This window comes from Streptomyces sp. NPDC054961, from assembly GCF_053609145.1.
In genome coordinates, this window is record NZ_JBSGWY010000004.1 from 267,497 (window position 1) to 290,266 (window position 22,770).

Annotated in this window: 17 protein-coding genes and 1 pseudogene; 8 read left to right on the forward strand and 10 right to left on the reverse strand. The window is 72.5% G+C overall.

Going from position 1 to position 22,770, the window contains the following annotated elements; all coding sequences use genetic code 11:
* Positions 1 to 92: 92 nt before the first annotated feature.
* Both ACWF9Z_RS07000 and ACWF9Z_RS07005 read right to left on the reverse strand, forming a co-directional pair.
* Positions 93 to 551 (reverse strand): hypothetical protein, encoded by a 459-nt coding sequence (locus ACWF9Z_RS07000; protein ID WP_453598271.1) that lies wholly within the window; start codon positions 549 to 551, stop codon positions 93 to 95.
* A 297-nt stretch (positions 552 to 848) separates the two neighbouring features.
* Positions 849 to 1,766 carry a LysR family transcriptional regulator gene (locus ACWF9Z_RS07005; RefSeq protein ID WP_453598273.1) on the reverse strand — a complete coding sequence of 306 codons (918 nt, stop codon included), beginning with the start codon at positions 1,764 to 1,766 and terminating at the stop codon, positions 849 to 851.
* A 299-nt stretch (positions 1,767 to 2,065) separates the two neighbouring features.
* Between ACWF9Z_RS07005 and ACWF9Z_RS07010 the strand changes: the two genes are divergently transcribed.
* The 3 genes from ACWF9Z_RS07010 to ACWF9Z_RS07020 all read left to right on the forward strand — a co-directional run bounded on the left by ACWF9Z_RS07010 (position 2,066) and on the right by ACWF9Z_RS07020 (position 7,555).
* Positions 2,066 to 3,517: an MFS transporter gene (locus ACWF9Z_RS07010; protein ID WP_453598275.1), complete on the forward strand. Its 1,452-nt coding sequence runs from the start codon at positions 2,066 to 2,068 to the stop codon at positions 3,515 to 3,517.
* Positions 3,518 to 3,616: 99 nt separating this feature from the next.
* Positions 3,617 to 5,830: a SpoIIE family protein phosphatase gene (locus tag ACWF9Z_RS07015; protein WP_453598277.1), complete on the forward strand. Its 2,214-nt coding sequence runs from the start codon at positions 3,617 to 3,619 to the stop codon at positions 5,828 to 5,830.
* Positions 5,831 to 6,127: 297 nt separating this feature from the next.
* Positions 6,128 to 7,555, forward strand: coding sequence for an APC family permease (locus ACWF9Z_RS07020; RefSeq protein WP_453598279.1), 1,428 nt, complete (start codon positions 6,128 to 6,130; stop codon positions 7,553 to 7,555).
* A gap of 50 nt (positions 7,556 to 7,605) precedes the next feature.
* Here the strand turns inward: ACWF9Z_RS07020 and ACWF9Z_RS07025 are convergent, their stop codons facing one another.
* Entirely contained in the window at positions 7,606 to 8,640 is a 1,035-nt protein-coding gene (locus ACWF9Z_RS07025) for a zinc-dependent alcohol dehydrogenase family protein (protein ID WP_453598281.1), read from the reverse strand.
* Positions 8,641 to 8,834: 194 nt separating this feature from the next.
* Between ACWF9Z_RS07025 and ACWF9Z_RS07030 the strand changes: the two genes are divergently transcribed.
* Positions 8,835 to 9,614, forward strand: coding sequence for a helix-turn-helix domain-containing protein (locus ACWF9Z_RS07030; RefSeq protein ID WP_453598321.1), 780 nt, complete (start codon positions 8,835 to 8,837; stop codon positions 9,612 to 9,614).
* 85 nt (positions 9,615 to 9,699) lie between these two features.
* Here ACWF9Z_RS07030 and ACWF9Z_RS07035 read toward each other — a convergent pair whose 3' ends face one another.
* The 3 genes from ACWF9Z_RS07035 to ACWF9Z_RS07045 all read right to left on the reverse strand — a co-directional run bounded on the left by ACWF9Z_RS07035 (position 9,700) and on the right by ACWF9Z_RS07045 (position 13,877).
* Positions 9,700 to 11,529: a glycoside hydrolase family 15 protein gene (locus tag ACWF9Z_RS07035; RefSeq protein ID WP_453598283.1), complete on the reverse strand. Its 1,830-nt coding sequence runs from the start codon at positions 11,527 to 11,529 to the stop codon at positions 9,700 to 9,702.
* A 176-nt stretch (positions 11,530 to 11,705) separates the two neighbouring features.
* Positions 11,706 to 12,161, reverse strand: coding sequence for a hypothetical protein (locus ACWF9Z_RS07040; protein ID WP_453598285.1), 456 nt, complete (start codon positions 12,159 to 12,161; stop codon positions 11,706 to 11,708).
* Between the two features lie 1,200 nt (positions 12,162 to 13,361).
* On the reverse strand, positions 13,362 to 13,877 hold the full coding sequence (locus ACWF9Z_RS07045) for a MarR family winged helix-turn-helix transcriptional regulator (protein ID WP_453598287.1): 516 nt from the start codon (positions 13,875 to 13,877) through the stop codon (positions 13,362 to 13,364).
* A gap of 276 nt (positions 13,878 to 14,153) precedes the next feature.
* Between ACWF9Z_RS07045 and ACWF9Z_RS07050 the strand changes: the two genes are divergently transcribed.
* Positions 14,154 to 15,224: an alkene reductase gene (locus tag ACWF9Z_RS07050; protein ID WP_453598289.1), complete on the forward strand. Its 1,071-nt coding sequence runs from the start codon at positions 14,154 to 14,156 to the stop codon at positions 15,222 to 15,224.
* A gap of 115 nt (positions 15,225 to 15,339) precedes the next feature.
* Positions 15,340 to 16,245: an NADP-dependent oxidoreductase gene (locus ACWF9Z_RS07055; RefSeq protein ID WP_453598291.1), complete on the forward strand. Its 906-nt coding sequence runs from the start codon at positions 15,340 to 15,342 to the stop codon at positions 16,243 to 16,245.
* A 627-nt stretch (positions 16,246 to 16,872) separates the two neighbouring features.
* On the opposite strand, the pseudogene ACWF9Z_RS07060 reads toward ACWF9Z_RS07055, so the two are convergent.
* Both ACWF9Z_RS07060 and ACWF9Z_RS07065 read right to left on the reverse strand, forming a co-directional pair.
* A pseudogene (locus ACWF9Z_RS07060) lies at positions 16,873 to 16,968 on the reverse strand (IS5/IS1182 family transposase); the annotation flags it as partial.
* A 40-nt stretch (positions 16,969 to 17,008) separates the two neighbouring features.
* A complete protein-coding gene (locus ACWF9Z_RS07065; protein ID WP_453598293.1) occupies positions 17,009 to 17,572 on the reverse strand; it encodes a DoxX family protein in 564 nt (187 codons plus the stop codon).
* 159 nt (positions 17,573 to 17,731) lie between these two features.
* Here ACWF9Z_RS07065 and ACWF9Z_RS07070 point away from each other — a divergent pair, with 159 nt between their 5' ends.
* Both ACWF9Z_RS07070 and ACWF9Z_RS07075 read left to right on the forward strand, forming a co-directional pair.
* Positions 17,732 to 18,196: a MarR family winged helix-turn-helix transcriptional regulator gene (locus tag ACWF9Z_RS07070; RefSeq protein ID WP_453598295.1), complete on the forward strand. Its 465-nt coding sequence runs from the start codon at positions 17,732 to 17,734 to the stop codon at positions 18,194 to 18,196.
* The gene (locus tag ACWF9Z_RS07075; RefSeq protein WP_453598297.1) at positions 18,196 to 18,492 is read left to right on the forward strand and encodes a YkvA family protein; all 297 of its coding nucleotides are present in this window, start codon (positions 18,196 to 18,198) and stop codon (positions 18,490 to 18,492) included. The genes ACWF9Z_RS07070 and ACWF9Z_RS07075 overlap by 1 nt, the downstream gene beginning before the upstream one ends.
* Before the next feature lie 40 nt (positions 18,493 to 18,532).
* Here ACWF9Z_RS07075 and ACWF9Z_RS07080 read toward each other — a convergent pair whose 3' ends face one another.
* Together ACWF9Z_RS07080 and ACWF9Z_RS07085 are read right to left on the reverse strand one after the other, a co-directional pair.
* A complete protein-coding gene (locus ACWF9Z_RS07080; RefSeq protein WP_453598299.1) occupies positions 18,533 to 19,162 on the reverse strand; it encodes an alpha-ketoglutarate-dependent dioxygenase AlkB in 630 nt (209 codons plus the stop codon).
* Positions 19,163 to 19,307: 145 nt separating this feature from the next.
* On the reverse strand, positions 19,308 to 22,319 hold the full coding sequence (locus ACWF9Z_RS07085) for a carbohydrate binding domain-containing protein (RefSeq protein ID WP_453598323.1): 3,012 nt from the start codon (positions 22,317 to 22,319) through the stop codon (positions 19,308 to 19,310).
* Positions 22,320 to 22,770: the final 451 nt, after the last annotated feature.

A 22,770-nucleotide genomic window follows, 5' to 3' on the forward strand; every position in this document is an offset into this window, starting at 1 on the left:
TTGCCCGGCGTAGCCGACGGCGACACTGCCGTGGTCGGCGCTGACTCCACCGAAGGGGTGAGCCGGCGTGGCCGGGGCGGTACCGGGTGCGCTCAGTCCTGGTGCGTACCCGGCCGGGAAGGGTTTCCCAGTGTCACGTCCCCCATGGTCACGGCGGCGGCGGACCCGTTGTCGGACTGGACGCGCAGGTTCCCGCCCACGGCCAGACCGCCCTGGCCGGCCGACACCGCGCGGTGGGAGGCCTGTCCGTCCCGCAGGGTGCGCAGCTCATCGAGGACCCGGGCCCGGTCGATGTCCTCCAGACTTTCCAGCAGGGCCTGGATCCGGCCCTCCCACGCGGCCTCCTGACGAATGCGCACCCGCTCCACCTCGGCCGGCCGCGCCGCCTCCAGCTCGCCCGCGGTCTGATCGAGGCGCTCCAGCTCGGCGCGCTCGCGCTGGGGATTCCCCCGGCCGAACCAGCCGGCCACCTGCCGGCGCACCCCTGTCCATGCGTCCGTGCCCGCGGCCTGCACCACCGCGGTGCCTCCCGCCGCAGCCAGCGCGGCCATCGCCTCCGACAGCATCCTCGCCCTTCCCGCTGAGAGATGAGATCCGTCCGGACTGGAGCACGTACCCGCACCTGCACCGGCGCCTTCACCCGTCACTCCATCAGATACGCAACGCCGTTGTCCCCGGTTCCGTCAAGAGAGCGGCCGAGCCGCCGGGGCCGGACACCGTGCCCGGGGTGAGATCCGGCCACGCGCCCCCCGCCTGCTCCTCCGCCCGCTCCGCCGCCGACGACCACTCCCGCCCCGCCTACGCCGACCTCCCGACCCCGGTGTCATCGAGCTCCGGCAGCCGCGCGCCTAGGCCCCGCCCGGGACCAGTGTGCGGGCGCAGTCGCGCAGCCAGGCGTGCGCGGGGTCGGCGTCGTGGCGCGGATGCCAGGCCATGCCGAAGGACAGGAGGGGGAGTTCGAGGGGGATCTCGAAGACCTCCAGTCCCAACGCGGTGGCGAGCGGCGCGGCCTGACCGGTGATCAGGCCCACGAGGTCGGTCTCGCGGAGCACGAAGAGGGAGGTCGGGAAGGTCCCGACGCTGCCCACCACCGTCCGGGTGAGGCCCAGTTCGGCGAGGGCGGAGTCCACCGGGCCCTCCTGCCGGCCGCGCCGGGAGGCGATCAGGTGGTGGGCGGCGGCGAACCGGCGCGCGGTGAGCCGCCCCCGGAGCAGAGGATGCCCGGCGCGCGCGACGGCCAGCATGCGCTCGTCGACGAGGTGCTCGGTCCGCACCTCCGGTGACCGTGTGTCGATCATGCCGAGTTCCAGGTCGGCGACGCCCTCGCGCAGCGCGGGCACGTCGATGTGGCTCTCCGCCAGGAAGCGCAGCCGCACCCCGGGCGCCGCCTGCGCGACCCGGGCGAAGAGGGCCGCGCCGAAGACGGCGGTGAAGGATTCGTTGGCGAGCACCGTGAAGGTCCGGTTCAGGGTGGCCAGATCCACCCGGCCGCCGGCCAGGAAGATCCCCCGCGCCCGCTCCACGACGGCCCGGACCTCGCCCTGGACCGACAGCGCGTGCGGGGTGGGGACCATGGTGCGGCCGGCGCGGACCAGGACGGGATCGCCGAGCGCCTTGCGGATCCGGCCGAGGGTACGGCTCATCGCGGGCTCGGACAGGTGCAGCCGGGCGGCGGCCCGGGACACGCTCGACTCCTCCAGGAGGACGTCCAGGGCGACGAGGAGGTTCAGGTCGAGCCGGGAGGCGTTGGATTGCGTCACACGCATGGATCCCTTGCATAACTTGCACTGGAAAGCAGGTCGTAGCGACTCTACGGTGAGGGACGGGACACGGGAGCACCGCCGGATGACGGTCGCCCCGGCACCACCCGCCGACGCGCCCACCGCCAGGGGCGGGGCGGGCCAGGGCCACGACCATCGCCCCACCCGGCCGGCGCCCGGTCCCGGACCCGGGCCGTCACGGTCACCGTCGTCGTCGTCAAGGCCGCCGTCGCCGTCCCGCACCCCACTCCCCTCCACAGACACACCCACACCCACACGCACGCCACCGACTCCGAGGAGGAGCCGTGCTCCGCCATGCGCTCACGCGGGAACCAGCCGCAGCCCCCGCCACCCCCGCGCTCACCCGCGCCGCCCTGCTGGTCCTGTGCGCCTGCGTCCTGGTCGCCCAGGCCATGGTCGCCGCCGTCAACCTGCTGATCCCGCAGCTGGCGGCCTCCGCCCTGCACCCCACCCCCGAGCAGTTGCTGTGGACCGTCGACGCGTACGTCATCGTCTTCGCCGCGCTGCTGATCCCGGCCGGCGCCCTCGGCGACCGGTACGGCCGCAAGGGCGCCCTGCTGGCCGGGCTCGGCCTGTTCGCGGCGGGCGGGGCGCTCAGCGCGCTCGCCGCCGGCCCCGCCGTCCTGATCGCCGGACGCGGACTGTGCGGGGCCGGAGCGGCCCTGATCATGCCCGCCACCATGTCGGTCCTGGTCCACCTGTCCCCGCCCGAGCAGCGCGGCCAGGCGCTGGCCACCTGGACGCTGTCCGCCGGCCTCGGGGGCCTCGCGGGCAACGTCGGCGGCGGCCTCGCCGGGCAGTTCCTCACCTGGCGGGCCCTGTTCTGGGCCGTCGTCCCGCTCGGAGCGCTGCTCGCGCTGGCCGTGGCCCGCACGGTGCCCCGTACGCCCGCGCGCGCCGACGCCTCCGTCGACCCCGCCGGCGCGGCCCTGCTCGCGGGAGCCCTCCTCGCGGTCGTCTACGCGATCATCGAGGGGCCCTCGTACGGCTGGGGCTCGGCGCGGGTGCTGGCGGCCTTCGGCGCGGGCCTGGCGCTGCTGGCCGCCTTCACCGGCTACGCGCTGCGTGCCGCCCGCCCGCTGCTGGACCCCCGGATCTTCGCCTCGGGCCGGCTGCGCGCCGGCGCGCTCGGCATCGGCGCCGCCTTCTTCGGGCTGTTCGCGCTGTTCTTCGTCAACGCCCAGTACCTCCAGTACGCGAAGGGCTTCTCCCCGGCCCAGACGGGCTTCGCGATCGTCCCGCTGACCGTGGGCATGGCCCTGGTGCCCCGGTACGGCGCACGGCTCCAGGAGCGGACCGGACCCCGGCTGCCCGTCGGGGCCGGGCTCGGCCTGATCGGCGGCGGGCTGCTGCTGGTCTCCACCGCCGACGCGGGCACCCCGTACGCCCTCTACGCCCTGTACCTGCTGATCCTGTCGGCGGGCACCGGGCTCTGCGCACCCGCGCTGACCCTGACGGTGGTCGCGGAGCTGCCCGCGCACCAGGCGGGGCTGGGGTCGGGGCTGAACACGGCGGCCCGGGAGATCGGAGCGGCCCTCGGTGTCGCGGTGGTCGGCACGGTCCTGGCCTCCCGGTTCCACGGGGTGCCGCAGGATCCCGCGCAGGTCGCGGCTTTCACGGACGCCATGGGGGTGGCGCTGCGCACGGTGGCCGCGGCGCTGCTGGTGGCGGCGGCCGCGGTGGTGGTGGGCTACCGGGACCGCGCCCGCGCCGCGACGGGCTCTCCCGAGGCCTGAGCCGCGCGGGCGGCAGGGCGCGGCGCGCGAGGGCAGGGGCCGGGCGGTGGCAGGGCCGCGCGGTGTGCGCGGGCACCACGCCGGAGGCATCCTGGAGGGGTGACGGCGAGACCGGACATCGGCGGCTCCGTCACGGACGTCACGGCCCGGGTGCTCGCACGGGCCGCTCTCGATGCCGTGCGGGCCGCCGGCGGGTACGCGGGCGGGGTCTACCTGCGCTCCGAGACCGAGGGACTGCTGCGGATGGCGTCCCTCACCGGGATCCCGGGACGGCTGTTCCGCCCCTGGTGGCGGATGCACGTGAACCGCCCGTACCCGGTCGCCGAGGCGTACCGCTCCGGAAAGCCGGTGCACCTGCCCGACGCGGAGTCCGCGGTGCGGCGCTACCCGCAGCTGATGGCCGGGCTGCCGTTCTCCTTCGGCTCGCTGTACGAACCCGTGTACCGCGGGTCGGAGCGCTACGGCGTCCTCGTGGTCCTGCGCCCGGCGACCCCCGGCGTCCCGGTCGCGACCGCCGACCGGGAACGGCTGCGCGCCGTCGCGGACCGGCTGGCCGGGCAACTGGCGGCGCTGGCCGCGGGCGGAGCCTCGGTGACCTGGGACGGGGATCCGGTGTGCGTACCCGGTCCCGATCCGGCGGGCGGGGTCTCCAGCGCCGTGGAGCGGCTGGACCTGGCCGTCCTGTCCGTGGACCGGCAGGGCCTGATCCGCTTCGTCAACTCCGCCGCCCGCGAGGCCGCCGGGACCCTGCTCGGGGCCGAAGGAGCCGAAGGAGCCGAAAAAGCCCAAGGTTCCGAAGGGGCCGAACTCAGCGGGCGGCTGCTGTGGGAGGCCCTGCCGTGGCTCGGTCACCCGGCGTACGAGGACCACTTCCGGGCCGTGCTCCTGGCACCCGAGCCGGTGCACTTCCGGGCCCGGCTCGGCCCGCGGCAGCCCGGCCAGTGGCTGTCGGTGGGCCTGCACCCCGGCGTCGACGGCTTCACCGTCACCTTCACGGCGACCGAGAGGCCCGCGTACCCACCCGAGTCGGTGCCGGGTCCCGGCGCGGGACCCGGCCCGTCCGACGCCGCTTCGCCCCCTCTGGGTTCGCCCGCCGACCGGGCCTCGGCCCTGTACCGGTCGGTGGCCCTCGCCATCGCGCTGACCGAGGCGGTCACGGCCCGCCAGGTGTCGGCCGTGGTCACCGAGGAGCTGCTCCCGGCCTTCGGCGGACGCCAGCTGGCGATCTACCTGCTGGGCGAGGGGCATCTGCACCTCGCCTGGGAGACCGGCTTCCCGAAGGGGTTCCTGGACGGATTCGACGGGGTCGCCCTGGACGTCCGGCTGCCGGGCGTGGAGACCCTCACCTCGGGCCGTCCGCTGTTCTTCGAGTCGATGGAGCACCTGGCCGCCGCCTACCCCGGGATCCCGCTGGACACCCACCACGGGGCCCGCGCCTTCCTCCCGCTGATCGCCTCCGGCAGGCCGGTCGGCTCGTGCATCCTCGGCTTCGACACCCCGCGCGGGTTCAGCCCGGAGGAGCGCACGGTCCTCACGGCGCTGGCCGGGCTGATCGCCCAGGCCCTGGAACGGGCGCGGCGCTACGACAACGAGGCGGAGCTCGCCCGCGGCCTGCAGACGGCGCTGCTGCCGCACCGGCTGCCGGAGGCCGAACACGTGGTGACGGTGGCCCGGTACCTGCCCGGCACCGCCGGGATGGACGTCGGCGGCGACTGGTACGACGTGATCGACGCGGGCGGCGGGCGCCTCGCGCTGGTCATCGGCGACGTACAGGGCCACGGGGTGGCGGCCGCGGCCACCATGGGCCAGCTGCGCAGCGCGGTACGGGCCTTCACGCTCGGCGGCAGCACCTCCCCCGAGCAGGTGATGCGCGGTACGAACCGGCTGCTCATCGATCTCGACCCGGGACAGTTCGCCAGCTGCTGCTACGTGCTGCTCGAACCGGCGACGGGCCGCGCCCTCGCTGTCCGGGCCGGCCATCCCCAGCCGCTGCTGCGGCATCCGGGCGGCCGGACCGAGGTGCTGGACCTTCCGGGCGGGGTGGTGCTCGGCATCGACGCCGAAGCCGGATATCCGGTCACCGGGTTCACGATCGAGCCGGGAGCGGTGCTCGCCCTGTACACGGACGGGCTGGTGGAGATCCCGGGCACGGACATCGACGTGGGAGTGGAGCGGCTGCGGGCCGCGCTGGCGCTGGCCGAGGACGCCCAGCTCACGGAGACGGCGGACCGGCTGATCGGCGAGGCGGGGAACTCCGCCAACCGGCCGGACGACATCGCGCTGCTGCTGGCCGCCCGCACGACGGCCCCGTAGGGCACGGGCCGGTATCCGTAGGGCGGCAGGTCGGCAAAGCGGAGGAAAATTTACCCGCGGTCACCTGCGGTTCTCGCACGTGGTGATTGCGCAGCGTTGACGCGGTCTTGACGCCGCGGACCGCGGCCGGGACGGCCACAGACGAGGGAATCCGCAGGTTTGCAGCTCTTGACCTGCGGATCTCGTGGAGCTTGCATGTCGGCTCGGGAGCACCGAACCACTCGTGCCCACCACCGCCCCGGAGGCGATACCGCTCCCGCGCTCACTCCCCGCATCTGCCGATCGGAACACCGCACGATGACTGACACGATCAGCGCTCCTCAGGCCCTCTCCCCCGCCACCGGGCCCGTCCCGCAGAAGCTCAAGCGTTCCATCGGTGTCGTCGGCGGGACGCTGCTCACGCTGTCGTGCGTGACGCCCGCCTCGACCCTCTTCGTCGTCGTGCCCGACCTCTTCTCCAGCCTCGGCACCTGGGCCGCGCTCACCATCGCCATCGGCTCCCTGCTCTGCATCGGCGTCGCGTTCTGCTACTCGGAGCTGGGCACCCTCATCCCCAGCGCCGGCGGCGAGTACGCGATGGTCTCCACCCTGTCCGGCCGGCTGGCGGGCTGGCTGGTGTTCGTGCTCTCCCTCCTGGTCGTGATGATCGTGCCGCCCGTGATCGCGATGGGCACGGCCGACTACCTCGCCCCGGTGATCGACATACCCGCTCCGGCCGCGGGCGCCGGCGTGATGCTGCTCGCCACCCTCGCCGGTCTCCTCGATCTGCGGGCCAACGCCTGGATCACGGGCATCTTCCTCGTCCTGGAGGTCGTGGCGGCCGCGCTCGTCGCCGTACTCGGCTTCGCCCACAGCGAGCGGGGCGCCGACGCCCTCGTACACGGCTCGGTGGCCTCGGAGGGCGGCGGTACCTCGACCGTCACCGCGATGATGGTCGTCTCCGGTCTCGCCATCGCCCTGTTCATCACCCAGGGGTTCTCGACGGCCGTCTACCTGTCCGAGGAGCTGGAGAACCCCCGCCGCAACGTCCCGCGGACGGTCCTGTCCACCCTCGCCATCTCCACCGCCGTCATCCTGGTCCCGGTCATCGCCATCACGATGGGCGCCCCCGACCTGGACGCGCTGGCCTCCGGCGACCTCGGCGCGATGGTGACCGCCTGGTCCAACTCGGCCGTCGGCACCTTCGTCAGCCTCTGCGTGGCCCTCGCCATCGTCAACGCCGGCATCGTCATGGTCATCCAGAACTCCCGGGTGCTGTTCGCCTCCGCCCGCGACAAGGCCTGGCCCGCCCCGGTCAACGCGGCGCTCTCCCGGCTCGGCCGCTTCGGTTCCCCGTGGGTGGCCACCCTGCTGGTCGGCGTTCCGGGCGCGGCGATGTGCTTCGTCAACCTCGACACCCTGTACGGGGTCACGGGCGTCTCCGTGACCGGCATGTACCTGCTGGTCGCGGTGGCCGCGCTGTTCAGCCGGCGCGGGGCGCACCGGAACACGGCGGCCTGGCGGATGCCGCTGTGGCCGGCCGTCCCGGTCCTGCTGATCCTGGTGTTCGCGTACATCCTGACCCAGCAGGAGACCCAGTACCTGCTGTGGACCGGCGGGATCACCGCCTTCGCCACCCTCTACTGGGCGCTGTACCTGCGTCCGCGCAAGGACAGCCGCTGGCTCGTCAGCATCCCGGTGGACGAGGAGGACGCGGCGGAGCTGCCGGCGGCCGCCGCCCTGTAGGACCTGTCCGGGGGCGCCCCGCCCGTCCGGGGGGGGCGCCCCCGGAGGGGTCAGTCCCCCATCCGGATCACCACCTTGCCGAACGGCGCGTCCGAGGCGTACCCGTGATAGGCCGCGCGCGCCTCTTCGAAGGGGTGCACCCGGCCGATCACCGGGTGCAGCCCGTGCTCGGTGATCGCTCTGTTCATCGACTCGAACTGCGTGCGGCTGCCGACGAACACGCGCCGGATCGTCGCGAGGCTCGACGCGTACGCGGCGTGCGAGATCTCGATCCCCTGCTTCGAGGCGCTGGCGGTGATCAGCAGGGAGATCTGCCCGTAGAGCGAACTGGCGCGCACCGACTGGTCGATGGTGTCGGGTCCGCCCGTCTCCACCACCAGATCGGCGCCGGCGCCCCCGGTCAGCTCCCGGACCTCGTGGCTCCATTCGGGGTTCCGCACGTAGTTGACGACGGCATCGGCCCCCAGCGCCTTCAGCCGGTCCGCCTTCTCCTCGCTCGAGGTCGTCGAGACCACCCGGCAGCCCAGCAGTTTCGCGAACTGCACCGCGAAGAGCGCGACCGGGCCGGTGCCCAGCGTCAGTACGCTCCGGCCCGGCAGCGGCGGCCCGCCCTCCCCGCCGGTCAGCGCGTTCCAGGCGGTGACGGCCGCGCACGGCAGGGTCGCCGCCTCCTCCCAGGTCAGGTGGTCCGGGACGCGCACCGCCCACTCCTCGTCCAGTACGGCGTACTCCGCGAGCATCCCGTCCAGCGTGCAGCCCGGCTGGTCGACTTGGGCGGCGGTGATGCGGCCGTCGCGCCAGCGCGGGAAGTAGGTGCAGGACACCCGGTCGCCGACCGCGAACCGGGTCACCGACTCGCCCACGGCCACCACCTCGCCCGCGCCGTCGCTGAGCGGGACCACCCCGGGTACGCCGGGCAGCGGGTAGCGCTCGTGCAGGATCAGCAGATCGCGCTTGTTCAGGGAGGCGGCCCTGACGCGCACCACGATCCCGGTGGGCCCGGCGGGCGCCGGGCACGGCCCGCCGTCGTCCCGCAGGACGATGCCCTCGATCGTGCCGAACGTCTCCAGGTGGTACGCGCGCATCTTCGCCTCCGGCCGGTCGCCTCACATCCGATGTCCCGCATGCTCCGCCGCCGGGACACGGGCGGCAATTCCCTCCGGGGAATCGGGGGCTCCGCCACCGGGGCGGCTAGAAAGGGCGGATGGCCAACACCGCTAGCCCCTCCGGCGCCGCGACCGTGACCGTGACCGGCGAGCCGCCCCCGTTCGCCCGCGAGATGCGGCGGCGCCGCTCGCTGCGCCGGATGAGCCAGTTGGAGCTGGCCACCCTCGCCGGGACCACGCAGCGCCACCTCAGCTTCATCGAGAGCGGTCGCTCGACGCCGGGCCGGGCGATGGTGGTGCGGCTGGCCGAATCGCTCGGACTGACCCTGCGGGAACGCAACTCCCTTCTGCTCAGCGCCGGTTACGCCCCCGTGTACGCGGAGTCGGCGCGGGACGCCGAGAGCATCGAGTCGGCCATGGAGGCCTTGCGGTCCATCCTGGCCGGGCACCTTCCCTATCCGGCGGTGGTGGCCGGACCGCGGGGCGAACTGATCCTGTCGAACGCGGCGTTCGAGGTCCTCACGGAGGGCGCGGCGGCGCACCTGCTCGAGCCGCCCGTGAACGTGCTGCGGCTCGCCCTGCACCCGGAGGGCATGGGGCCGCGCGTGGTGAACCTGGCCGCCTGGGGCCGGCACGTCACGGAGAGCCTACGGGCCCGCGCCGCGGCCCATCCCGATCCCGAACTCGACGCACTGTTCGTGGAGTTGACCGGCTATCTGCCGTCCGCCGCCCCGGCGGGGGCTCCGGGCGAGCACCTCGGCTTCGCCGTCCCACTGCGGCTGCGCACCTCCGGCGGGGAGCTCCGGCTCCTGACCACGCTGACCTCCTTCGCGACCGCCGTCGACGTGACCCTGGCCGAACTGCACCTGGAGGCCTTCCTGCCGGCCGACGCGGCGACCGGCGATCTGCTGCGACGGCGCGAGGAGCTCCGCGAGCGCGGCCCGGACCGCTGAGCCCGGCGCCGCGGGGCCTCGCCGGACCGCTGCCGGCCGGCGGACCCCGGCTGCCGGTCGGCCGGCGGCCCCCGGCGTACCCCGGCTACCCCCGGCCCACCGCCAGCCCGCCCGGCAGTCCGGCGCCGCTGAGGGTGAGCGCGGTGTTCACCAGGCCGACATGGCTGAACGCCTGCGGGAAGTTGCCGAGTTGGCGCCCGGCGATCGGGTCGTACTCCTCGGCGAGCAGCCCCACGTCGTTGCGTACGGCCAGCAGCCGCTCGAAGAGCTCCCGCGCCTCCTTCTCCCGGCCGGTCAGGTACAGCGCGTCGGCCAGCCAGAACGAGCAGGCGAGGAAGGCGCCTTCGTCTCCGGGCAGCCCGTCCACCGAGGGGCCCTCGGTGCTGTAGCGGCGGACGAAACCGCCGCCCCCCAGCTCCGCGCGCACCGCGTCGACGGTGCCGATCACCCGGGGGTCGTCGGGCGGCAGGAAGCCGACGCGGGGGATGAGGAGGGTGGCCGCGTCGAGCTCGCGGGAGCCGTAGTACTGGGTGAACGTGCCCCGCTCGGGGTCGTAGCCGTTCTCGCAGACGTCGTTGTGCACCTCGTCCCTTATGGCCCGCCAGCGCTCGACGTTGCCGGGCGCGGAGGGATTGCGCTCCAGGGTGCGCACGGCCCGGTCGGCTGCGACCCAGGCCATCACCTTGGAGTGCGTGAAGTGGCGGCGCGGGCCGCGCACTTCCCACAAGCCCTCGTCGGGCCGGTGCCAGTTCTGCTCCAGGAAGTCGAGGAGCGCGAGCTGGATCTTCCACGCGTGCCACTCGGCGGGGAGGCCGGCGGAGCGGGCCAGGTACAGGGAGTCGAGGACCTCCCCGTACACGTCGAGCTGGAGCTGGTCGACGGCCGCGTTGCCGACCCGGACCGGCGCGGAGGACGCGTACCCCTTCAGCCACGGCAGTTCGACCTCCGGGATGCGCCGTTCGCCCCCGATCCCGTACATGATCTGCAGGTCGGCCGGGTCGCCCGCGACGGCCCGCAGCAGCCACCGCCGCCACGCGCGGGCCTCGTCGAGGTATCCGGTGGCCAGCAGCGAGCCGAGGGTGAGGGTGGAGTCGCGGAGCCAGCAGTAGCGGTAGTCCCAGTTGCGGACGCTGCCGAGCTCCTCGGGCAGGGAGGTGGTCGCGGCGGCGGCGATCCCGCCGGTCGGGGCGTAGGTCAGGGCCTTGAGGGTGATCAGGGAACGGATCACGGCCTCCTGGTAGGGGCCGTCGTACGTGCACTGGGCGGTCCACTCCCGCCAGTCGGCGAGGCCGTGCTCCAGGGCCTCGTACGGGTCCACGGGCTCGGGGCGCGGCTCGTGCGAGGGGTGCCAGGTGAGCACGAAGGCGACGCGCTCGCCGGCGGCGACGGTGAACTCGGAGCGCGTGCTCTTGTCCTCGCCCCAGGTCGGCACGGACGGTTCGCTGCGCAGCCAGGCGGAGTCGGGTCCGGCGACGGCCACGCGGTCACCCTCGCGGTCGTCCTCGCAGCGGCGCACCCACGGGACGACGTGTCCGTAGTCGAAGCGCAGGCGCAGGACGCTCGTCACGACGGATTCACCGGTGAGGCCTTCGACGATCCGCATCACGTCGGGGGCGGTGTCGCGCTGCGGCATGAAGTCGATGACCTTGAACGAGCCGCCGTCCTCGGTCTCCCAGAAGGATTCCAGGACGAGCGTCCCGTCGACGTAGGCGCGGCGGGTGCAGTGCGCGGATTCGTCGGCGCCGGCCGGGGCGATGCGCCAGTGGCCGTTCTCCTGGTCGCCGAGGAGGGCGGCGAAGCAGGCGGCGGAGTCGAAGCGTGGCAGACACAGCCAGTCGATGGACCCGTCGCGGCCGACCAGTCCACTGGTCATCAGGTCGCCGATGAGTGCGTAATCTTCGATCGGTTGCGTCATTCATCGCCCCTTCCCCCCTGCGCCCGGATCCAATCGAGCCGTACGGGTCGCGAGGGGCGTGCGCCCTGGTACTGCGGTACCAACAGACGTCGACGTCGGCGGCTTCACCAGGAAGCAGTAGCCGACCGAGCACCGCTACCAGCAGCCCTGCCCTGGTCTCACCGGGAAACGGACCTTCACGAACCGCCCCATGAAGTGGTTGTTGCGCGCCGGCGGCGGTAGTAGGAGATGGCGACCGCTGCCACCAACGGGCCCCAGGCCAGCAGCGGTGCGTAGCAGACAGCCAGCAACCAGTCCTTGGCCGGCGAACCCATGGAGGGGTTGGAGCCGAAGAGGGCAACGAGTCCGCCGTAGGTCGTGATTGCGATCAAGGCTGCCGCACCGAGCAGCGCCGGTATGACAGCTGCCAATGGGGCGATCGGCCGTCCGCCCAGCAGCGGGATCCAGCGGGGCACGGTCTCGCCCCACGGCTGGATGAGACCGAGCGTCAGCAGCGCGATGCCTTCGGAGACGAGGGTCAGCGAGGTGATGTACGCCGGTTCCCACCAGAGGAGGGGGCCGTTGCTGTCCACCGGAAGCCCCACGACCAGAGCGATCCGCCAGAGCCCGGAGGGCAGTGTGATGATGGGCACAAGATGGGCCGAAATCCGCGCCCGTCGGGACACATTTGGCAACGTTCTGGTAAGCACTCGTCTCCGCTCCCGGATTTCGGGGCCCTGCTTCAGCATGCGATGCCCTTCGGCTTCCTTGGAATTGTGCTGCCGTCCAGGGACAAAGACGCCAGCGAGCCTGCACTGCCACTAGTGGTCGGATAAGTCTCCTACGCGGACACGAATTCATACTGTCTGAAGCCTCGTGGCGCGGCATCATCAATGAGAACTATGCAGGTCCACCTCTGGGGTGACGTTCCATGGTTCAAGTCGCCCCCGTTTCAGGGCAGTCGGCAGCACCGCCAGGGAAGGCAGGTGGCTGCAGGGCGCTTTCCGGAGTTCCGGTGAACGAGGGCAGAAAGAGGGTTCATGAAATCCGAGTCCGAGAAATACGGTGGCGACCGGCTTCCGTCTGGCTCTAGGCCTCAACGAGAAGAGCCATCCCGCACATAGCTACCAAATTCCTTCGAAGGCGAGAGTGCCAGCTACTCCATCCTGGTAAACAGCGAGAATCGGCATTCCCTTGGGCCCGGGTGAGGCTGCTGGTCGCGGTGCCCGGCCGGACCAGAAGATGACAGGGCAGCTACCTGCGTCACGCGACGGACGTTCGCGGGGCACCGATAGCTCGTGGTGCCGACTCACCGGAGCTGCGTGCGACCGACCCCCGCCCACAACGCACCCAGGGGCCCGGGTGCAGCTTTCTTGTCCGCCGCACCGCGAACCGAGCACGGCACGCCAGGGTCCCCGCCGTGGCGTGCCCCGCCATCCCCGCATGCACGAAGTTCTCCTCGGCGCCCCGCCCGAGTTCCCTCGGCAGCCTCGGCTTCGCCATGGTCTGTGCTTGCGTCGCCTGCTGCGTGAGCGGAGCGAAGAAGCCGGGCCGGCCGCTTGCCGGGCAAGCACCGGGCCCCATCGACATCGGAGGGCGGCCCCGACCTGGCGGGTCAGGGCCGCTCCTCGACATGCTCGGTGTCTACACGCAGGTCACGTCCGCCTCAGCGCCGGCCTCCGCGGCCGTGACGCTGCCAACGGTTCCTCGGGCTGCTTCCACGGATCGGGGACGTCGCGGCCGTCCAGGTACAGCCGCAGCTTCGCCTGCTCGCGCCGTTGCCGACCGACGGTTTGCCCAGCGGTCGGCGTCCGGCCTCCCGCGGCCGGTCGGTTCTTCGCCGTGGTGCGCCGTCAGGCTCCGAGCTGCGCGGCGGTGCGGGTGAGTCGCTTCTCGATGTCTTCCAGGGCGCGCAGGACGGCGGCCTGTTCGTCGTCGGTGGTGTCGCCGACGGTGGCGTCTTCGAGCTGGCGCCACAGCTGTTCGACTTCCTTGCGCAGCGCGTGACTGGCGGTGGTGGCCTCGATGACGGAGGCGCGTTTGTCGTCGGGGCAGGGTGAGCGGCGGACGAAGCCGGCGTGTTCGAGGCGTCGGATGGTGCGGGTCATGGTGGCGGCGTCGGAGTCGAGCAGGCGGACGAGGTCGACCTGTCGCTGTGGTCCGAGTCCCCACAGCTGCATCATCACCAGCTCCTGGCCGGGGTGCAGGCCCACGCGGCGCAGGAGGTGTCCGGCGATCATGCGGTGCGTGCGGGCCACCCGGAAGATCGCGTGACTGACGGGTCCTCCGGTGGCTGCTGCGGGCAGGGGGACGGTCGCGTCGGCCGGGGCCGGGGAGCGGCCCTCGCTGCTGGCTGCGGATTCCGCCATGGTCTCTGACACTCCTGGCTCATGGTGAATGTTGCTCGAACAGGATACCTCTGCCAGTTCAGGCCCGCCCGATTCACCCTCTCGCTTCCTTGCGCAATCCGGCTCGACGCTGACCGTTAGCTCGACCGCTGTGACGGGGGTCACGTCGTTTGCGGAATGCCGCTGCGGCATTTTACTGTTCGAACAGGTAAATCGCCGGGTCGCACCAGTGGCCCCCGCGAACAGAGGCCGTCGCGGCCACTACCCCCCCCCTCTCCCGCGTGAAGGGCTTTGATCATGACCACCGCTTTCGATCCGATCGTCCTGGGCGGCAAGCGCCTGGCCAGCCGCGTCGTGATGGCGCCGATGACCCGCAGCCGCGCCTACGGGCCGGGCGCCGAGCCCACCGAGCTGATGGCGACGTACTACGCGCAGCGTGCTAGCGCCGGCCTGATCGTCACCGAGGGCATCCAGCCCTCGGTGGCCGGCCAGGGCTACCCGAACACCCCCGGGCTGCACACGTCCGGGCAGGTGGCGGCGTGGCGGCAGGTGACCGACGCGGTGCACCGCGAGGGCGGGGTGATCTTCGCGCAGCTGATGCACACCGGCCGGATCGGCCACCCGAGCCTGCTGCCCGAGGGCCTGGTGCCGGTGGGCCCCTCGGCGGTGGCCGCCAAGGGCCAGGTGTTCACCCCCGAGGGGCCGAAGGAGTTCGTGACGCCGAAGGAGTTGAGCGAGGCGGAGATCCGGCAGACGATCGCCGACTTCGCCGACGCGGCCCGCAACGCGATTGAGGCCGGGTTCGACGGGGTGGAGCTCCACGGAGCCAATGGCTACCTGATCCACCAGTTCCTGGCGCCGAACACCAACCGGCGCACCGACGCCTGGGGCGGCGGGGCCGAGGGGCGGATCCGCTTCGCCGTCGAGGTCGCCACGGCCGTGGCCGGGGCGATCGGCGGCGACCGGGTGGGCCTGCGGATCTCGCCCGGCAACCCGTACAACGACATGGCCGAGGACAGCCCGGCCGAGACGTACGAGGCGCTGATCGGGACGATCGCCGGCCTGGACCTGGCCTACCTGCACCTGATGGAGGGCCCGGACCGCGAGCTGACCGCGCGTCTGCGCAAGGCCTGGCCCGGCACATTCGTTCTCAACCCGTTCACCTACCCCGAGGCCACCGGACCCGAGGCGCTGCGCTCGATCGAGGACGGCACGGCGGACATGGTCGCCTACGGTGCGCTGTTCCTGGCCAACCCCGACCTTCCGGCCCGCCTGGCGGCCGGCGGCCCGTTCAACAGCCCGGACCAGTCGACCTTCTACGGCGGCGACCATCGCGGCTACACCGACTACCCCGCTCTCACCAGCTGACGAGGCAGCCTCCGTGGCCCGGGCCTCCGGCCTGCCGCGGGGGCGTCCCGCCGCTTTGACCCCACTCTTGTGACGCGGATCACTTCGCATCCGTGTCCTTTCCCTGGAGCATCCGATGTCCAAAGCGATCACTTTCTCCGAGTACGGCGCGCCCGAGGTGCTGCGACTGTCGGAGGTCACCCCGCCTACGCCGGGCCCGGGCCAGGTCCGGATCAAGGTCAGGGCCGCCTCCGTGAACCCGATCGACATGAAGATCCGGTCCGGCCTGATGGCCCGCATGGCCCCGGCCGACTTCCCCGTGGTCCCCGGCCTGGACGCGGCCGGTGTCGTCGACGCCGTCGGTGAGGGAGCCGGCGCGACGGTGGGGGACGAGGTCCTCGGCTCCACCGCCGGCGGCAGCTACGCCGAGTACGCCTTGCTGGAGGGGCCGGTGGCCAAGCCCGAACCCCTGTCGTGGGAGGTCGCCGCCTCACTGGTCACGGTCGGCCGGACCGCGGCCCGTGTCCTTGCCCAGTTGGGCGTGCAGGCGGGTCAGACCCTGCTGATCCACGGCGCCGCCGGCAGCGTGGGCGTCATCACGGTGCAGCTGGCCGCCGCCCGCGGGATCACCGTCATCGGCACCGCCGCCGAGCGCGACCTGGAGCGCGTCACCACCCTCGGAGCCACCGCGGTCCGCTACGGGGACGGCTGGACGGAGCGGGTGAAGGCCGCCGCCCCGGGCGGCGTGGACTTCGTGTTCGACGCCTCCGGCGCCGGTGTGCTCGACGGCTCCGTCGCCCTGACCGGCGACGCGGGCAAGGTCATCACCATCGCCGACATGACGGCCGCGCAGCACGGCGTGCGCTTCAGCGCCGGTACGTCCGAGCACATCGGGGAGTCCCTGCCCGAGCTGGTGCAGCTGGCCGCCGCCGGGAAGCTCACCGTGCCCGTCTGGCGCACCTACCCCCTGGCGGAGGCGGCCCAGGCGCAAGCCGACCTGGAAGCCCACCGCAACCAGGGCAAGGTCGTCCTGGTGCCCTGACCCCTCTGCCGCCGCCTCGCGTCGCCGGAACGGGCGAGGTGGCCCCGGGGCCGCAGCCGGGCATCCCCCCGGCCGGCTGCGGCCCCACGCCCAGCTCCCACCCGGCCCCGCCACCTACACCCCGACGGTCGGGCCCTGCTGCCCGCCCTGGAGCAGATCCGCTCCTGGTCCAAGCGCCGCAGCACCTGACCCAGCCACTTTGCCTGACATCGGTCGCGCCCGGCCCGGACCACGGAACTCATCCGCGGTCCGGGCCGGTCATCTTCAATAGACCACAGTCTGTTGTCCGGCCCCGCAGGGGTGCGGGTGACCTCGGTGCAGGGTTACTTGGGCCCCTGCCGTGCGGGCATGGTGGTCGGCCGGCCCCGGGAAGCGAAAGCATCACGGAGATCCACCAGGGGCACTCTGGCCCAGGCCCTAGGCCTGAGGCAGGGTCGTCGGCCTCCCGGAGGAGTCGCACAGGCCAAGGCCGCGGAGAAGGCAGCGAAAGCAGCTGCGACAGCAACCCTCCAAGCGGTCCGGGAACAGGCTGACCACGCCGCAGCAGAGGCCCACGCCGCTGCTCTGCGTGAGCAGCGCATCAGCGCAGCGACGAACCTGATCCGCGCCGACAGGGTGCTCGGGCGAGTCCCGCACGACCTTCACCAGCCTCGCGAACCGGACCATCCGCAAGCCCGTGATCGTCTCCACCCACACCGGCTCAGCCCTCAACACCCCACCCATACAGGCGAAATACCCGAACCCGAGCCCTCTGCAGCAACCTTTAGTTCCGTACGAGGAGCAGTGCCCCCGCGATGACCGCGCCGAGGGCGACCGCGAGGGCGCCGTGGGCGAGGCGGTGGCCGCGCAGGACGGGCAGGAAGCGGTCGGCGGCGTAGCGGCCGGGGCCGGTGAGGGCGAGGGCCGCGGCGCCGACGGTGAGCAGGATCTCGTACTCGACGCCCTGGGGGGCGAAGAACGAGCCGGCGCCGTGGACGGCGATGGCGTTGATCATCGTGCCGACGACGGCCGCGCCGGCGAGCGGGGTGAGCAGTCCGGCGACGAGGCCGAGCCCGCCGAGGGTCTCGGTCAGCCCGGCGAGCACGGCCATGGCGTCACCCGCGGGGTAGCCGCTGGCGGTGAAGAACTTCCCGGTGCCGCTGACACCGCCGCCGCCGAACCAGCCGAAGAGCTTCTGGCCGCCGTGGGCGGCCATGGTCAGGCCGAGGACCACGCGCAGGAGGAGCAGGCCCACGTCGTGGGCGGGGGTGGAGAGGGCCACGGCGTGGGCGCTCGGCGGGGCGGCGGAAACGGCGCGCGGGGTGACGGCGGGGCTGGAGCTGGTCATGGGGGGCCTTCCAGTCGTTCGGGCGGCAGAGCGGGCAGGGGGGGCGCGGGCGGAGCCGGAGGCACCGCCCGCGCATGTTGTTCAAATTGGAATTACTCCGGAACCCTAACCTCCACCTGTCGGTGATTCAAATTGGAACGACCCGTGTAGGCTGAATCCATGGCTGAGACGAGATGGCTGGACGACCGCGAGATGCGCGCGTGGGAAGGCTTCCTGGCCGCCTCCGCGCTGGTGAACCGCCGCCTCGACCAGCAGCTCAAGGACGACTCCGGACTCTCCCATCCGCAGTACGAGATCCTCGTCCGGCTCGCCAGGGCGCCGGAGGGCGAACTGCGCATGACGGAGCTCGCCAACGGGCTGATCAACTCCAAGAGCGGTCTGACCTATCAGGTCACCCAGATGGAGAAGGCGGGCCTGGTCCGCCGCCGCACCTGCCCCTCGGATGTCCGCGGGGTCTACGCCGTCCTCACCGAGACCGGCCGCGCGCGATTGGCGGAGGCCGCACCGGGGCACGTGACCACTGTGAGGGAGATACTCGTGGACGTACTCACCCGTGAACAGCTCGACGCGCTCGCCGACGGGCTCGGCGAGGTCAGCCGACGACTGCGGGAACAGGGCACCTGATGGACTCGACGACGGCCTGGCTCATCGTGGGCACGGTGGTCGCGGCCGGCCTGGCGGTCACCGCGGCCGTACTCCTCGTACGGGTCTTCTCGGCCCGGCGGCTGCTGCGCGACGCGGGGATCCCGTTGCACGACAAGGCCTTGTTCTGGGCCGCCGTGGTGTACACCGTCTCGCCGGTGGACCTGATCCCGGACCCGGTCTACCTCGACGACATCGGCATCCTGCTCCTGGCGCTCCGCTCCTTGCACGCGGCGGCCTCGGCGGCCCGCCCCCGGAAGGAACTCGACGCGACGTAGAGGGCCCGCGCCCGCACCCGCGCCCGCACCCCCGCCCGCGTCAGCGGACGCCGCGCGGGCGGAACTGGACGCTGATACGGGGGCCCACCGCGCGGGCCGTCTTGGGGATGGCGTGCTCCATCGTGCGCTGGCAGGATCCGCCCATCACCACCAGGTCGCCATGGCCCAGGGGAAGGCGCAGCAGGGTGGGGCCGCCGTCGCGGGGGCGCAGTGCCAGGTCGCGGGGGTCGCCGACCGAGAGGATCGCGACCATGGTGTCCTCGGTGGCGGAGCGGCCGGTGCGGTCGCCGTGCCAGGCCACGCTGTCGCGGCCGTCGCGGTAGAGGCAGAGGCCGGCGGTGACGAAGGGTTCGCCCAGCTCGGGCCCGTAGTGGCGGGTCAGCTCCTCGCGGGCCTGGACGAGCACGTGGTGCGGCAGCGGGTCGGACTCACCGTAGAAGGCGAGCAGGCGCGGCACGTCCACGGCCCGCTCGTACATCTGCCGCCGCTCGGCATGCCACGGCACGTCCGCGGCGAGCCGCTCGAACAGCGCGTCGGCGCCCGACAGCCAGCCGGGCAGGTGGTCCACCCAGGCCCCGGCGCCCAGCTCCGTACGCCGCAGACCCGTCGGCGGCCCGAGCCGGATCTCGTCACCCTGGTCGAAGAGGGAACCCTGGAGTGCGTGCTGCATGGGTCCAGCCTAGCGCTCCACTCGAACATACGCTCGATATCAACCTCAGGGGTGGCATCCGGCCCGGAGCCGGGGCCGCCGCACTGACGGCCACGGCCCCGGCTCCGGAGCCGGGGCGCCGGACCGGCCGGCGCCCCCGGGCCGGCTACCTCAGGTACGGGCCGGCGGCGCCCACCTTGCCGGGGGCGGCGTTGCGGCCGCCCAGGTCCAGCACGTAGACCCGTAGGTTGCCCTTGCCGGGGGCGGTGACGGACAGCGTGCCGTCGGTGACGGTCTTCACGTCCCCGGTGACCGCGTCCTTGTACGTGCCGTTGGGGATGCCCGCGTACGAGGCCCCGCCGGTGACGGCGACCAGGGCGAAGCTGTCCACGCCGGTGGCCGCGTCGGTGTAGCGGCGCTTGAAGGCCATGCCTCCCGAGATGCCCTCGGTCGAGTACTGCCCCGTCTGGAGCGCCGGGACGGCGCGACGGATCTCGTTCAGCCGCTGGAGGTGCTTGACGAGCGGCGCTTCGAGGGTGGTGGCGACGGCTCCGGAGGAGGTGGCGACCTTGGAGAAGTCGGAGGCGGTGACCGACCCCGAGATCTTGTCCCCGTAGTAGGCGCGGCCCGTGCCGGCCAGCGGGCAGGTCGGGCCGCAGTCGATCTGCTTTCCGGCCTGGAACTCGATCTCGGAGCCGTAGTAGAGGGTGGGGATGCCGCGGAAGGTCCACATCAGGGCCATGTTCTCGGCCCAGGCGTCGGTGCCGCCGGCGTAGCGCGTGGACGATTTGCCCGGACCGAAGTCGTGACTGTCGACGTAGACGACGTTGTAGGTCGCGTCGTTGTAGCTGTCGTCGGAGTCCTTGCCGTTCTGGAAGGCGTTGTCCGCGTCCCCGAAGTTCATGTGCATGCGCATGTCGATGACGTTCATACCGGAGAACATGCTGTGGTCGGGGGCGTGGTAGAGGTTGCCGCTGAGGAAGGCGTTGGCGCTCGTCGGCTGCCTGGCCGGGTCGTTGTCGCCCGCGTACTGCTGGAGGGCGGCGGTCGCGTCGTCCGCGCTGTACGTCGCGGACTCCTTCCAGGTGTAGTACTGGGCGGACTGGTTCGCCGAGCCGCGGTTCCACTTGTCGTTGACGAAGGAGCCGACCTCGCCGAAGACGTAGAAGTCCTTCGCCTTCTGCGCCCCGAACTGCTGGGCCACCCGCTGCTGGATGGCGGGCAGGAAGCGCCGGTTCCAGGTGACGCGGGGGACGTGCACGGCCGTGTCGACGCGGAAGCCGTCCACGCCCATGTCGATGTACTTGTCGTAGGCGCCGATCAGGTAGTTCTGGACGGCCGGGTTCTCGGTGTTGAAGTCGGCGAGGTCCTCGTGGATCCAGCAGGAACGGGCGTCCTCACCTTCCCAGTTGCCGATCCAGCACTGATGGAACAGCGTCTTGGGGAACATGCCCGAGGTCGGGTTCGGCCACTGGCAGTTGTAGACCGTGTAGCCCTCGGCGCTCTTGTACGGGGTGGGCGCACCCCAGTTGACGCAGGTGTTCCCGGCCGGCTCGGCGGTCGACCACAGGTCCCCGTTGTAGTACGACTTGCCGCTCTTGGGGTCGACGGTGAGGCCGTCGTACGCGAAGCCGGACTGCTTCTCGTCGTAGTACCAGGACCACTGCGCGTCGCGCACGCCGTAGACGGTGGGGGTGAACAGGCCCTTGGCGCCCCAGCGGGAGCTGTGGTTGTAGACGACGTCCTGGTAGATCTTGATGCCCTTGGCGTGGGCGGCGTTGATCAGGTCCTGGTAGGAGGCGCCGGCGGACTCCAGGCGCGGGTCGACCTTGTAGAAGTCGTAGCCGTGATAGCCGTGGTAGTCGTAGTCGGAACGGTTCAGGACGACCGGGGTGATCCAGATCGCGGAGAAGCCGAGGGCCTTGACGTAGTCCAGCTTCTCGACGAGTCCCTTGAAGTCCCCCCGGAACATCGGGTCGTCGGCGGCCGCGTTGCCGGACTTCACGTGCTGGCTGCCGCCGCGGTCGTTGGCGGTGTCGCCGTCGTTGAAGCGGGCGGTGAGCACGAAGTAGACCGGGTCCTTGCGGGGGTCGCCGCCCAGGGGCGCGGAGGCGGCCGGCGCCGGGGGCCGGGTGCCGGTGGTGGCGACGGCCGGGGCGGACGCGGCGGACAGGTTCCCGGCCGCGTCCACGGCCTTCACCGTGTAGGTGTAGACGGTGCGCTCCTCCAGGCCGGACTCGGTGAGGACGGTGGAGGTGGTGTCGGTGACGACGGCGCCCTTGGTGCCGCCGGTGCGGGTCACCTGGTAGCCGCTCACGCCCCGGTCGTCCGTGGCCGCGTCCCAGGTGACCACGGTGGACACGTCGGTGGCGGCGGCCCGGACGAGGGCGGGCACGGTGGGCGCGGTGGTGTCGGGGACGACGGCGGCGCACGGGTCGGCGGCGTTCGCCGTGACCTTGGTGTCCTTCACCGTGGACGGACCGGGACCGAGGGCGTAGTTCTTGCCGTTGTTGTTGTCCCAGGTGCCGTTGCCGTTGTTGAAGGTCGCGGCGAGGCCGGTGGCGGAACCGAGCGCGACCGTCTTCTTCACCCAGCCCGCGCAGGCCGGATCCATGCCGGCGCCCGGGACGGCGGTCCAGGATCCGCCGGTCGGAGCCCAGTGCAGGTTGACCGTCGGCCATCCGACCGTCGTGGTCGCGTAGTAGACGGTGGCGGTCGCTCCGGTGCCGGTACCCGTGCCGGGTTCGCCCGCGCACGGGTCGCTGTGGGCCACGACCCCGTCCTTGACCGTGACGACGCCGGTCCCCAGCGCGTAGTTCTTGCCTCCGTTGTTGTCCCAGGTGCCCTGCCCGTTGTTGAAGGTGGCCTGGAGGCCGGTGGCGGCGGCGAGGCTGACCGTCTTCTTCACCCAGTCGGTACAGGCGGCTTCCATCCCGGTCCCGGGGACGGTCGTCCAGCTGCCGCCGTCGGGGGCCCAATGCATGGCGTACGCGGCCCAGTTGCGGGTCTTGGTGTAGTAGAAGACCGTCGCCGTGCCGTCGGCAGCCGCCGTCGTGGCGGCCGTCGCCCCGGCGGCCGGGGCGACCTTGGCGACGGAGGCCCCGGGGACGGGGGCGCCGGGGACGGAGGCGCCCGCGGCCGCCGGCAGGGCGGCCGCCAGGCAGCCCGCGAGGGCCAGGGTCAGGGCCAGGGCCAGGGCCGTCGGGCGCCCTCCCCGGCCCGGCCTCGCGCCCGGCCGGGCACCTGATCGTGTACGTGATCGCGTGCCGCATCGCGCGCTTGATCGTGTGCGTGGTCTCACGGTCTGCTCCTCGAAGCGGGGCCCAACAGCCCAGCGGCTCCGCGGCATTGGAAACTTGCCGCAAGGTTTTGCGCGGAGGCTAGCGGCCCGTCACCAGTGCGTGAAGCCCTCGTGAACGATGAATTTCGCCGCCCGGCACGTCGGATCCAGCCACTGACCCCACTTGTCAGGAGAAGTTCAGCAATGTCTTGCAGAAATTTTCCGGGAGGCGCGGCCCGCATACGCCGAAGCCCGGGGGGGGGGGGGGGGCGCGCGGGCGGGGGCGGGGGGGGGCGCGCGCCCCCCCCCGCCCCGCCCCGCCGCGCGCGCGCGCGCCGGGCGGGGACGC